The sequence below is a fragment of the Methanohalophilus sp. DAL1 genome (assembly GCF_001683555.1).
In the GTDB taxonomy this organism is placed as follows: Archaea; Halobacteriota; Methanosarcinia; order Methanosarcinales; family Methanosarcinaceae; genus Methanohalophilus; species Methanohalophilus euhalobius.
In genome coordinates this window covers 1-13,257 of sequence record NZ_MAFX01000029.1, presented here as the reverse complement: position 1 = coordinate 13,257, position 13,257 = coordinate 1, and the positions used below count along the sequence as shown (strand labels likewise).

At 43.7% G+C, this 13,257-nt stretch carries 8 protein-coding genes; 6 read left to right on the top strand and 2 right to left on the bottom strand.

Features of this window, described 5'->3' with window-relative positions; genetic code table 11:
• From A9957_RS06415 to A9957_RS06390, 6 genes are all read left to right on the top strand, one after another.
• Nucleotides 1–1,283, top strand: a 1,283-nt coding sequence (locus A9957_RS06415) for a 4Fe-4S binding protein (RefSeq protein WP_292343574.1), incomplete at its 5' end; no start/stop codon positions are given.
• A gap of 51 nt (nt 1,284–1,334) precedes the next feature.
• Nucleotides 1,335–3,236: a Glu-tRNA(Gln) amidotransferase subunit GatE gene (gene gatE, locus A9957_RS06410; protein ID WP_292343572.1), complete on the top strand. Its 1,902-nt coding sequence runs from the start codon at nt 1,335–1,337 to the stop codon at nt 3,234–3,236.
• An 8-nt stretch (nt 3,237–3,244) separates the two neighbouring features.
• Nucleotides 3,245–4,363: a DPP IV N-terminal domain-containing protein gene (locus tag A9957_RS06405; protein ID WP_128754074.1), complete on the top strand. Its 1,119-nt coding sequence runs from the start codon at nt 3,245–3,247 to the stop codon at nt 4,361–4,363.
• Between the two features lie 94 nt (nt 4,364–4,457).
• Nucleotides 4,458–5,555, top strand: a complete 1,098-nt coding sequence (carA, locus tag A9957_RS06400) for a glutamine-hydrolyzing carbamoyl-phosphate synthase small subunit (protein WP_292343570.1) — start codon at nt 4,458–4,460, stop codon at nt 5,553–5,555.
• A complete protein-coding gene (carB, locus tag A9957_RS06395) occupies nt 5,555–8,791 on the top strand; it encodes a carbamoyl-phosphate synthase large subunit (protein ID WP_096711615.1) in 3,237 nt (1,078 codons plus the stop codon). Before carA ends, carB begins: the two co-directional genes overlap by 1 nt.
• A gap of 49 nt (nt 8,792–8,840) precedes the next feature.
• Entirely contained in the window at nt 8,841–10,025 is a 1,185-nt protein-coding gene (locus A9957_RS06390; protein WP_096711384.1) for an argininosuccinate synthase, read from the top strand.
• A 14-nt stretch (nt 10,026–10,039) separates the two neighbouring features.
• On the opposite strand, the gene A9957_RS06385 is transcribed toward A9957_RS06390, so the two are convergent.
• Nucleotides 10,040–10,363, bottom strand: a complete 324-nt coding sequence (locus A9957_RS06385) for a multidrug efflux SMR transporter (RefSeq protein ID WP_292343568.1) — start codon at nt 10,361–10,363, stop codon at nt 10,040–10,042.
• 653 nt (nt 10,364–11,016) lie between these two features.
• Nucleotides 11,017–13,257 (bottom strand): VWA domain-containing protein (locus tag A9957_RS06380; RefSeq protein WP_292343566.1); only part of this gene is annotated, 2,241 nt, incomplete at its 5' end.

The following is a 13,257-nucleotide window of genomic DNA, read 5'->3' as shown; positions in this document are numbered from 1 at the left end:
TAGAACAATCTCTTTCCGTGGAAAAGGAAATGGATGTGGAAGACAGTCACATATTGTATCGGCAAAAAACCGATAAGGGTACCAGAACACTTGATTACGATTACAAAAGGTGTATTGGTTGTGGTCTTTGTGTCAGGATATGTCCCACTGAGGCCCTTGAAGCCGGCCCTATACATGAGATCGCAACTGGAATGGATGCCCCTCCTGTAATGCTGGATCTTGATAAATGCACATTCTGCTCCATGTGTGCCAACTTCTGTCCGGTAAATGCATTTCGGATGTCTGCAGAAGGTGATTTCCCGGAAGATGCCCTGTTCCCTGTTTTGGAAGGGCAGGCAACGATAAATGAAAAATGTCTTCCATGTCTGCTTTGTGAAGTAACCTGTCCCGAAGATGCAATTGATCTCGAAATTGAAATGCAGACCAAGGAGGAGATTGCCCCTTTTAAAGAAGGCGAAGAAGGCGAGATCACCATTGATGAGAATAAGTGCACACTTTGTGGTCTTTGTGCACGTTTTTGTGATGCTTTCATGCTGCTTGAAAAGGAACCGGGGGCGGTCGATCCCATGCCTTTTGAGCAGCTACTTGTGGATGAGGACCAGTGTGATTACTGTGTCTTGTGTGCAGACCTCTGTCCGGAAGATGCTATCGAGGTGAAGGGGACAAGACGCGGGGAAGCACCCGTAATAGAGGGTGGTGCCCGGATTGATCCGGAGAAATGCACGGTATGCGGTTGGTGCGATATTGTTTGTCCCTATGATGCAGTGGATATTACCAAACCTTTTGAGGGTGAGTTAAAGCTTATCGATGCAAACATAAACAAATGTGATCCTACCGGTTGCCATGCCTGCTTCAATGTCTGCCCTTCCCATCTCTGGTATATTCCCGAAAGCGGGCAGAAAATAGCCGCCAGGGATGATCTCTGTACTTTCTGTGGTGCCTGCGAGAAAGCCTGTCCTGATAATGTAATGGAAGTTAAAAGAGATAGTGTGTGCCATTCTCCAATACCCGATACCCCCTGGTCAAAACAATGGGAAGATGCTATTGATGCGCTGGTAAGCGGCAAACGTAAAAGACCGGATACCTCAAGAGTCCTGGAAATGCCTGAAGAAAAGGCAAAAGAGCACATTGATATCGAATTCCCGGAAATTGATGAAAAATTGCAGGAAAAGGTAAAAGAGAAAATGGAAAAGCTGCGCCCTACCCTTAAAGATGTGAAATTAAGGCGCAAATGGGAAAAAAGAAAAGAAGGTACAGAGCAAATCTCAGATATCGAAAAATAACTACTTTATACCTTTACATGTTCTTGTTTAGCAGATCTTGGTGATATCCATATGAACAATGATGATTATTACAGGGAACTTGGCCTGAAGTGCGGACTGGAGATCCACCAGCAGCTTGATTCAAAAGAAAAACTGTTTTGCAGGTGCCCGACTACATTGCGTGATACTGAAGAGTCCAATGTAGAATTCTACAGGTATTTGAGGGCCACTGAAAGTGAAATGGGTGAAAAAGACCGTGCGGCTGTGGAACAGACAAAGGTCAACCGTAAGTATGTTTACAAGGGCTATGATACTACCTGTCTTGTAGAATATGATGAGGAACCACCCCGCAAACTGAATACCGAGGCCCTGGACATTGCCCTTGTGGTTGCAAAACTGATGAACATGCGACCAGTGGAGCAACTTCATGTAATGCGTAAAATAGTTGTTGATGGTTCCAACACAACCGGTTTTCAACGTACTGCTTTCCTTGCAAATGACGGAACGATACCCACAAGTCTGAATGAGGTGGGTGTTGATGTACTGTGTATTGAAGAAGAATCTGCCCAGAAGATTGAGGATAAAAAGGATAGCATTGTTTATTCCCTTGACAGGCTGGGAATCCCTCTTGTGGAAATCGGGACTGCTCCCGATATAATAACCCCTGCCCATGCCAGGGAAACAGCCCGGATTATAGGTATGTTGTTGCGTTCTACCGGGAAGGTCAAAAGGGGACAGGGGACCATCCGCCAGGATGTGAATATCTCAATTGCTGAAGGTGCAAGGGTCGAGGTTAAGGGTGTACAGGCCCTGGATATGATCGAAGCCATTGTCGAACTTGAAGTCGAAAGACAGGTTAACCTGTTACGTATACGTGAAAAACTGCAACAGAGATCTGCAGGCGTACATAATGAAATATTTGATGTAACTGATGTTTTCAGGGACACCGAATCCAAGGTTATCAAACGTGCACTTAAAAAAGGAAAAGTCCTTGCTATCAGGTTAATCGGTTTTGATGGTATCATAGGAGAAGAAGTGCAGCCTGGAAGAAGGCTTGGCACGGAGTTTTCAGACAGGGCAAAACCTTCTGGTGTGGGTGGAATTTTCCATACCGACGAACTCCCGAAATATGGCATCACTGCAGATGAAGTGGAATCCCTGAGAACAGCTGTGGGAGCTACTGATGGGGATGCAGTTGTACTGGTTGCCGATTCTTACAAAAAGGCACACGGTGCGATGGAAAGTGTACTTATAAGGGCTCGCGAAGCCCTGGAATTTGTACCCGAGGAAACCAGACGGGCTCTGCCTGATGGAAATACTGCATACATGAGACCACTGCCGGGTGCTTCACGTATGTATCCCGAAACAGATGTTCCCGTAATTGATATATCCTCTTCTTACTTTGAATCCGTTGAAACCCCTGAACTTCTTATCGATAAAAGTAAACGGTTCACAGAAGAATATAATTTAAACGATGAACTTGCTGAAAAAATTGTTTACTCAAAGTATCTGCTCCTTTTTGAAAAAATCATGGATAGATTTTCTTTAAATGGTTCAATAGGTGCTACTCTGGTTGCCCGTACTTTTACAGGCAGGTTGCCTGAACTTCGCAGGGACGGGATTGATGTCGAAAAACTACAGGATGATCACTTTATTGCCTTGTTTGATGCCATAGGAGAAGGCAAAGTTGCCAAAGAAGGTATTGATGAATTACTGCGCCTGCTTGCTGAAAAACCGGATTTAAGTATAGATGAAGCCTTGAAAGAACTTGGTTTTTCAGGTATAGATACTTCTGAAATAGAATCCTTTGCAGTCAATCTTGTCAGGGAAAGGGCTGATTTTGTCAATGAAAAGGGATTGGGAGCTGTTGGCCCTCTCATGGGGATTGTCATGGGCCAGTTCCGTGGAAAAGTTGATGGTAAGGTTGTAAGTAACATCCTGAAGCAAAAGATTGAAGAACACATAAATAGTTAATAAGAGTGATGAAAATGCTGAAAACAGGACTAATGGCTTTTTTTTGCCTGGTCCTTATCATTTTTTCCGCAACACCGGTATTTGCCGGAATAGAGGTTGCGGATATATATCCTCTCACTGATGATTATAGCAGTGACTATCATTATCCTGCATGGAGTCCGGATGGAAAGCAGATTACTTACATGAATGGTCAGGCAATCGGGATTATGGATGTAGATGGTAGTAATCCACATATTATTTATGATGGAATGAAATGGGACGGTGATCCCTGTTTTTCTGCAGATGGGAAGGAAATTTATTTCGCGTCAGAATCCCGAAAACCGCGTTCTTCTACCTACATCAATCTCTTTAAGATGAATGCCAACGGATCCAATATTACACAATTAACTGATGGTGCAGACCGCCGCTCACCTTCAATAAGTCCGGATGGTTCAATGCTTGCATATCGATCCAATATTGCGGGTAATTATGACATCTGGGTAATGGATATAACAAACAAATCACATAGGCAGTTGACTTTTACTTCAGAAGATGAAGGTAAGCCTTCCTGGTCTCCTGATGGGAGCGAAATAATTTACTCTTTAAAGGGTAATTTATGGCTGACAGATGTAGAACTTGATACATCCTGGCAACTTACCCATGGTAATTCCAATGATGTCGATCCTTTTTTCCTGCCATCAGGTGAAAAGATAGTCTTTGTTTCTGATCAGGGAGGAGAAACCAATCTATGGTTGATTGATACTGAGGATGATGAGAGACAATCACTTACCGACAACAGGAAAGTTGAATTTTCTCCTGCCGTAAGCCCTTACGGTAAAAAAATAGTCTTTGGAACCAAAGCAAATGGAACCTTTGATCTCTGGATGTTGGAAATGGAAAATCCTGAAGGCACAGATGAGATTTCCGGTATTAATGTAGAAGATACTAATGTAAATGTAACGGACACTAATGTAAATGTAACGGAGAATGAGGATGTTGTATTAACCTCCGAAAACAATCAGGATATGGATGAAGGCTCTATTGGACTATTAGGCAAGATAAGTAATAATCTTGCTTTGTTTGCCGGAGGGCTTGTACTTGGCATAGTTTTATTCCTGATAGCCAGATTAATTTTCAGGAAAGTGTAATTTATATTTGTAACTACTTGTACTTTGAATGAATCTTTTCTTTCATCCATCGAAATACTTATAGCCTACTTTTTACATTTATAGGCAGGTTCCGATGATGAGTGCAGTAATTGGTTTGGAAGATGGGACAATTGTCACAGGCACCGGTTTTGGTGCCGAAGGTACAGTTTGCGGAGAACTCGTTTTTACTACTCAATATACCGGTTACGAGGAGGCACTAAGTGATCCTTCCTATAAGGGTCAGATCCTTATGTTCACTTATCCCCTTATTGGTAATTATGGTGTCAGCGATGAATGTTTTGAATCAGATGGTGTAAAGGCCGAAGGCCTTGTAGTCAGGGAAGCATGTCCTGACCCTTTTCATCACAGTTCAAAACGCACCATTTACAGACTCATGGAAGATGAGGGAAAACCGGGTATTGCCGGGGTTGACACCCGGATGCTCACCCTAAATAACAGGGAGCATGGTACAATGAGAGCTGCCCTTATTAATGGAAGTGATGACGGCGAAGCAGCCGTGCAGCTTGCAAGGGAGCAACCCAAAATATCAGATATTGACTTAATTTCCAAAGTAACATGTAATGAAGCATATAATGTAAAAAGCAAGATTGATACATCTGATAAAAAACATATTGTACTTATTGATCTGGGTATGAAAGCCCATATTATAGATAGCCTGCTTGCAAGAGGCATGGATGTAACAGTAGTCCCTGCATCAACACCTGCTTCAGCAATAAGTGATTATGAACCTGATCTTCTTTTCCTTTCCAATGGTCCGGGAGATCCACAGAATGCGATAGAAGCCACAAAGGCTGTGAACTATTTTGCATCGGAATTACCCATTGCAGGTATATGTCTGGGTCATCAGGTTATTTCAAGGGCTATGGGAGCAGATACATACAAACTCAAATTCGGGCACCGGGGGGCCAACCAGCCGGTAAAGGACCTTTCAAGCTCAATTGTACATATTACTTCCCAGAACCATGGATTTGCCGTTGATAATGATTCTCTTGAGGCAACCGATCTCTACACTACCGAGCTCAATACCAATGACAACACGATTGAAGGTGTGGCACACCGGGACCTTGATATCCTGAGTGTACAATATCATCCGGATGCGCATCCTGGACCAATGGATACTGAAAAACAATTCTTTGACAAAATTTACAAAATGGCAGGGGGCGATAAATGATGCCAATAAGGACTGACATAAAAAAGATAATGCTCATAGGTTCCGGTCCAATTATGATAGGACAGGCTGCAGAATTTGACTTCTCGGGAAGTCAGGCCTGCCGCTCCCTGCGGGAAGAAGGATTTGAAGTCGTACTTGTAAATTCCAATCCGGCAACTATTATGACAGATCCTGAAATGGCGGATTCTGTTTACATTGAACCCCTGGAAGCCCCACTAATCGGTGAAATCATTGAAAAAGAGCGGCCTGACGGTATAATTGCCGGATTGGGTGGACAGACGGGTCTTAATGTTACAAGTGAACTTGCAGAGCTGGGTATTCTTGAAAAATACGGCGTAGAGATGCTGGGTACGCCTCTTGATGCAATCACAAATACCGAGGACCGGGAACTTTTCAAGCAGACCATGGAAAACATCGGGGAAAAAGTTCCCCGCAGCAAGGCTATTTCCTCTTTGCAGGAAGCAGAAGAAGTGATAGAGGAACTTGGTCTTCCCATTATTGTCCGCCCGGCCTATACCCTGGGAGGTGCAGGCGGAGGAATTGCCCATACAAAGGAAGAATTATTGCAGATCGTAGAGAGGGGCATAAGGCTGAGCCGCATTAATCAGGTACTCGTGGAGGAAAGTGTCCTGGGCTGGAAAGAATTTGAGTATGAAGTAATGCGTGATTCCAATGATACCTGCATTGTTATCTGTAATATGGAAAACATTGACCCCATGGGTGTCCATACAGGTGAATCAATAGTAGTTACCCCTTCCCAGACACTTAATGATGAAGAGCACCAGATGCTCAGGACCGCAGCTATCAAGATAATTCGGGAATTGGGTATTGAGGGTGGATGTAATATCCAGTTTGCAACAAAGGACGGCGAATATCGTGTTGTGGAGGTCAATCCCCGTGTGTCCCGTTCCTCGGCTCTTGCCTCCAAGGCGACCGGTTATCCGATTGCCCGCGTAACCGCCAAGATTGTTGTGGGAATGACACTTGATGAAATCCTCAATGATGTCACAAAGAAAACCCCTGCATCTTTTGAGCCAACCATTGACTATGTGGTTACAAAGATACCCAGATGGCCTTTTGACAAGTTCGTAACTGCAGACAAGACTCTTACCACAGCAATGAAGAGTACTGGTGAAGTTATGGCCATCGGAAGGACGATTGAAGAGTCCATGCTAAAGGCCATCCGTTCCCTGGACAACGATATGGATTTTGAGTTTAAGGGCAGGGATGATCCGGAGATTGTCACATTACTCAAAACGCCGACAAGTGAGCGTCTTTTTGTTATCTATGAAGCCCTGAAGAAAGGTTACTCCATTGAACAAATCTCTGAATATACGGGCATCGACCGTTTCTTCCTGCAAAAAATGGCCAACATTGCAGATATGGAGTCACAGGTTGCAGAACAACTTTTCAAAAATGGAGAAACAGACATTGATCTCCTTATAAAAGCCAAGAGAATGGGATTTACTGACAGCAGAATAGCCAAATGTTGTTCAAAGACCCGGGAAGAAATAAATGATATACGCAGGGACGGGGCCATCACTTCCACTTACAAGATGGTGGATACATGTGCAGCAGAATTTGCTGCAGCAACTCCTTATTATTATTCATGTTATGAAACGATGTGTGAATGTAAGCCCACAGACAAAAAAAAGATCCTGATTCTGGGTGCCGGTCCCATACGTATCGGGCAGGGAATTGAGTTTGATTACTGTACGGTGCATGCAGTCCAGGCCATACGTGAAGAAGATATAGAAGCCCATATCATCAATAACAATCCTGAAACGGTTTCTACTGACTATGATACTTCGGATAAGTTGTTCTTCGAACCTCTGACCCTTGAAGATGTAATGAATGTCATTGAAAGGGAAAATCCGGATGGGGTGCTCGTACAATTCGGAGGCCAGACTTCGGTTAACCTTGCAATCCCCCTGCAGAAGGAACTTGCCAGGCGCACAGACCTGAAGACGAAGATAATGGGAACTTCCCCTGAAAATATGGATGTGGCAGAAGACAGGGAAAAATTCAACCAGCGTCTTGCAAAAATGAAAATCAATCAGCCGGATGCAGGTTATGCAACATCCGAAAAAGAAGCCCTTAAGGTTGCAAATGATATTGGTTATCCGGTCCTTGTCCGTCCCTCCTATGTACTTGGGGGAAGGGCAATGGAGATTGTTTATGATTCCACAGATCTGGAGCGTTATATGAAAGAAGCTGTCAGGGTATCACCCGAACATCCCATCCTTATTGATGATTTCCTTGAGGGTGCGGTGGAAATCGATGTGGACGCTGTGAGTGACGGCAATGATGTCCTGATCGGTGCTATCATGGAACACATCGAAGAAGCAGGAGTACATTCCGGTGATTCTGCCTGTGTGATTCCTCCTTATGATCTCTCTGAGAACATTCTTGAAACGGTTCGGGATTATACCAGAAAGATTGCTATGGCGCTTGAGGTCAAGGGTCTTATAAACATCCAGATGGCAACAAAAGATGGCGAGGTTTATGTCTTGGAGGCAAATCCAAGGTCCAGCCGTACGATTCCCTTTGTATCAAAAGCTTCCGGGCTTCCTCTGGCAAAGATCGCTGCACAGGTTATCATCGGCCACAGTCTTAAGGATCTTGGTTACCTGCAGGACAGGGAACCTTCCCTGAAGCATTATTCTGTCAAGGAAGTCCTCCTTCCGTTTGACAAATTACCCGGTGCAGATCCTGTGCTTGGCCCTGAAATGAAAAGTACCGGTGAAGTGATGGGTATTGATTATGACTTTGGAAGAGCATTTTTCAAGGCCCAGCTAAGTGCTGATAATCTCCTTCCCCTGAATGGAAAAGTATTCCTGTCCATCAGGGAGCGAGATAAGGAGGCGATTGTAGAAATTGCCCGCAGGTTGCAGGAAATGGGACTTGAACTCATGGGTACAAAAGGTACTGCACGTTATCTTTCCGATAGAGGTATCAGTATGGAGGCAGTCATGAAGGTGCATGAAGGCAGTCCCAATGTCATTGATATGCTCAGGAGAGGCGATGTTGCCTTTATCATAAATACCCCGACATCCCGCCAATCCAGGAAAGATGGTTACCATATACGCAGGGCAGCAGTGGATTTCAAGGTTCCGTACATTACAACCATACAGGCTGCGCGTGCTTCAGTTGAAGCCATTAAAGCAATGGCTGAGGGCAGCAGCACGATTAAATCAATTAACGAATATCATGAAGAGATCCGCCGGAACAATTAAGTTTACGGCTGATTTTATTTCTTTTTTATTTTAGATTGAGGTATTAATAATGGTCAAAAAGGCAGTACTGGCTTATTCAGGTGGTCTGGACACATCAATATGTGTTCCTTTACTTAAAGAAAAGTACGATTGTGATGAAGTAATAACCGTAGCGGTGGATGTAGGCCAGCCGCGGGAAGATGTTGAGGAGGCTACTGAAAAAGCCCAGAATATAAGTGATCTGCATTTTACCCTTGATGTCAGGGAAGAATTTGTAAATGATTATATTTTCCCTCTCATAAAGGCAAACGGGGATTATGAAGGATATGTAATGGGAACATCCATTGCACGTCCCCTTATTGCTAAAAAGGTCGTGGAAATCGCAGAAAAGGAAGGAGCTTCAATGCTTGCCCATGGATGTACCGGTAAAGGTAATGACCAGTTGAGATTTGAGGCAGTATTCCGTCTTACGGATATGGAAGTAGTGGCTCCGATGCGTGACATGAACCTGACACGTGAATGGGAGATAGAGTATGCAAAACAACATGGTATTCCTGTTTCTGTAACATCTTCCAAACCCTGGAGTATCGATGAGAATATCTGGAGCCGCAGTATAGAGGGTGGCAAACTGGAAGATCCGGGTTATATCCCGCCGGAAGAGATCTACAACTGGACAGTGGACCCGGCGCAGGCCCCGGATGCACAGACCATAGAAATCGGTTTTGAGAACGGAGTTCCTGTGTCCCTTGATGGTAAGACAATGGATGGAGTAACTCTTATCGAAAAGATGAACAAAATCGCCGGGTCCCATGGTGTCGGAAGGACCGATATGATAGAGGATCGTGTGCTGGGATTGAAAGCCAGGGAGAATTATGAGCACCCTGCAGCAACAGTTTTACTGACTGCACACAGGGATCTGGAAAAACTTGTGCTTACCCGCTCTGAACTCAAGTTCAAGGCTATGGTGGATGCTGAATGGTCCGAACTTGCCTACCTGGGTCTTGTTGATGAACCCCTGTATGAAGACCTGAATGCCTTCATAGATTCCACACAGCAGCGTGTTACAGGTACTGTAACTGTGAAGTTGTACAAAGGTAATGTCTACATTATGGCCAGGACTTCACCCAATGGTTTGTATTCAGAGGACCTTGTATCCTTTGACAGCAAGGTCATCGACCAGCAGGATGCTGAAGGTTTTTCCAAATACCATGGTTTCCAGGCACGCCTGTATCGCAGGTTTGTTGCCAATAAATAATTTTAGTGGAGGATTTAATGTCCTCCCCCACTTATATTCAGGCCTACTACTCCAATTACTACAAACACTATAGATATCATTTTTACTGCTGTGGCAGGCTCTTTGAACCAGAGGATTCCAATAACCGTTATCATTGCAATCCCCATTCCGGCCCAGATGGCATAAGCTATGCTTACGTCTATTCCTTTCAGGGCAATAGTAAACAGGGCAAAGCTGATTCCGTAAAACAAGAATATTCCTATTGAGGGTAAGATATTGGAAAAACCATCAGATAATTTCATGCATGTGGTGCCAAACACTTCAAATATTATGGCTCCTATCAGATAGATATAACTCATAATTCTATTTTGGAGTTATACCTTATAAATAGATATTCCTCAAAGTAAGGATTAATAGAGAAGGCATAGGTATCCTTTCCTATGCCTCCATTATCGTACCCCACGATTATAAACCCGCTCGGGTCCCACCCCGTCAGGTTATATTGAGAGAAGTTTTCTCCCAATCACCACATAAACTAATAGGATGTTTGTCTATATAGCATAATCTCTCTTGATTTTTAGATATCAATATAATATTATAGTCTCGTTAAAAATTACAAAGAGACATTAAATTCATCGTAGGAAATACTTATCCGAAAATAGCTTACAGGCAATTTTGATATTGTTATTGTATATACAGTAACATTGCTGCGACAATTAAAGATTTTGGATTTTTGAGAAGTTGGATGTGAATAATAGTTGATATTTAACCTGCAAAAACCAAAAGTAGATTGAGAACATGGATGCCCAACCATGTTCTCATTTAATCCTCCACTCCATGTATCAGCCGTAGTCCCCCAACCCGGCTGATACAGCCCGGAACAATGCTGCACAAATCCCGGACAATTCTTACATTGTCATGGACAGATATAACACCACCGGATTAAAATCTGCTAACTGCTCCTGATATTTGTAATACATTAAAAATTTTAAAGCCATATTAAGGCTTAATCTCATTCTTGCTTTCTGGATTCGATTATTTCCAGACTGCGACGAAGCATTACTTCTCCCAGGAAAAGCAACAGGGCAGCCAGGATGAAATACATCTTCCAGCTGACAGGCTCCATGCGGCTCTGAAGAGAGTTCTGCCGGGCATCTGTGAGGAGATTTGCTCTGGCTTCCTTTTGGCTGTAGACCTTACCACCATTTCCGATAATTAGGGAAGGCAAGTCTTCATTGAGGCCAACATCCCTGTACTCAATGGCATAATTCACAGCAATTGGATAACCACTCACATAATGCATCCCTATTGTTTTTGGGAATATCTGGGCTTCATAGGTGTTTTTCCCAACAAAAGCCAATTCCAGTTCATCACCCCTGTATGTAAGTTCCGGAACTTTCTCATCATACATTGTAAGAGTGATTGTGGCAGGTAGCCCGAACCATGTATCCGGCGCCTCCACAACCGCGCCTTCTTTGGGTTGTGGGTTGGCTATGGCCCAATTTACGGTTGCTGATATCAGCTGTGAGTTGTTACCGGAATACATCTGTGAACTCCAGCCTCCATCCTTGCCATTATCTGTGGTGATCGAAGCAACTCTTCCAAGTCCGTATCTCCATGTAGTTACAACAGGTTTCCCATTCGAAGCAACGACAAGCCTGTTAGCTCCGGGTTTTGGAGTAACATCATTGTAGCCGGTTATATTTGCTTTCACATTTGAATTCCGGGTTATGAAATGAGAGGGATTGAATTCGAAAAGCTGGTAAGATGAAGTGGATTCATTTTCATCTAATGGTGGTTCTATGGATTCATCTGAGATTATATTGGCCCGTTGCCCGGCATCCAATTTGAAGTAATTATTGGTTGTACCTTCTACGTTTTCAACAAGTTTTTCAGCATACACATTACCTGACTCATCTTGCTGGGAGGGAGCTGAAGACCGAATATGAACAAAATAGAAGTTCACATTATCTTTCTTCAGGTCTTTGGCCATGTTTAGGCTTTCTTCATAGGAATCTTCTATACCCCCGTCAGAAATTACCACCAGATCCAATGTCCCGGTTTCTGTATTAAGCCATTCCTGTGCAACTTCAAGACCCTGATGGAGCGATGTTTCACTTGTGGTACTTGGTCGCAATTGGCGTATTTCTTCTTCCAGAAATTCCCGGTTGCCTGCCGTACCAAGATACTTCAGTCCACCAGAAACATCATGTCCTTCCTTACCAAAAGCGATAACTCCCATATAGGCCCCTCTTAGTTCCTCCTTCTGGACCAGGTATATCGCATTACCCAGTATTTCTGGAAGAGTGCCGTGTTTTTCAGTACTAGGAGAAATATCAAGTACAAGGACAATATCCCTTCCTCCTCTCCATTGTGTCGGTGTGGAAGTTACCGGTAAGATATCCTCAATTGAAGAATTCAGGTAATCACCATATTCGTAAGAACGCTCTCCTCCGGTGACAACAACGCCTCCTCCATTGGATACATATTGTTTCAGAATTGATACATCTGATTCGGAGATTCTATTGGCGGGTATATTATCGATTACCACAGCTTTTTGTGAATCCAGATTAGAAATGTTGGAGTTGGTAGAGGTATCATAAAGGTTGTACAGGATATTGGATAGTGGAGAGTCCGGTTCATCAGTTATGTACTGTATTTTGGGTTTTGGTACCACGTAGACCGATTTAAGGAAATTATTATTAATATTATCGGCCTCATCCGCCTGTGTGCTCAGCTCAATTTTGATCTCATGTGCACCGAGCTCATTGAATCTATAAGGGATTTGATAGCTGCGTTGTCTGCTGCTCTGTGTGAAGGTGCCACTGCGTATCAATTCATCATCCGCATAGGCGTTGAATGTATATTCCACAGGTACTTCTTTAGCCTGGGATACAATTATTTCAAACCGGTATTCATTCCCTTTTACTGCGGTTTTGTCACCTTTTACCTGAATACTGAGATCGTTTGATTCAATTTCCGGTGTAACTGCATATACAGTGGATCCTATATTTTGTGCAAAATCCAGTCCTTCTTCAAGGTCCTTGCCGTAATTATTGTTCCCATCAGTCACCAGCACGACCTGGTTATCACTGCTGGCATACTGCACGATGGCATCTCCCAGAGCGGTTTTGTCCCCTGTCAGCCTGACAAGGGTGGTCGGGGTTTTGGTGGTAAGGCTTTCATAGAGTTCATCGGCCACACCTTCCTCGAAGAGCTGCATACTACCGGTTTCATCCGAGATTATCACAAG

Excerpts from the sequence above, each read along its gene's own strand:
- gatE (WP_292343572.1), top strand. The coding sequence starts at position 1,335 with ATGAACAATGATGATTATTACAGGGAACTTGGCCTGAAGTGCGGACTG.
- A9957_RS06405 (WP_128754074.1), top strand. The coding sequence starts at position 3,245 with ATGAAAATGCTGAAAACAGGACTAATGGCTTTTTTTTGCCTGGTCCTT.
- carA (WP_292343570.1), top strand. The coding sequence starts at position 4,458 with ATGATGAGTGCAGTAATTGGTTTGGAAGATGGGACAATTGTCACAGGC.
- carB (WP_096711615.1), top strand. The coding sequence starts at position 5,555 with ATGCCAATAAGGACTGACATAAAAAAGATAATGCTCATAGGTTCCGGT.
- A9957_RS06390 (WP_096711384.1), top strand. The coding sequence starts at position 8,841 with ATGGTCAAAAAGGCAGTACTGGCTTATTCAGGTGGTCTGGACACATCA.
- A9957_RS06385 (WP_292343568.1), bottom strand. The coding sequence starts at position 10,363 with ATGAGTTATATCTATCTGATAGGAGCCATAATATTTGAAGTGTTTGGC.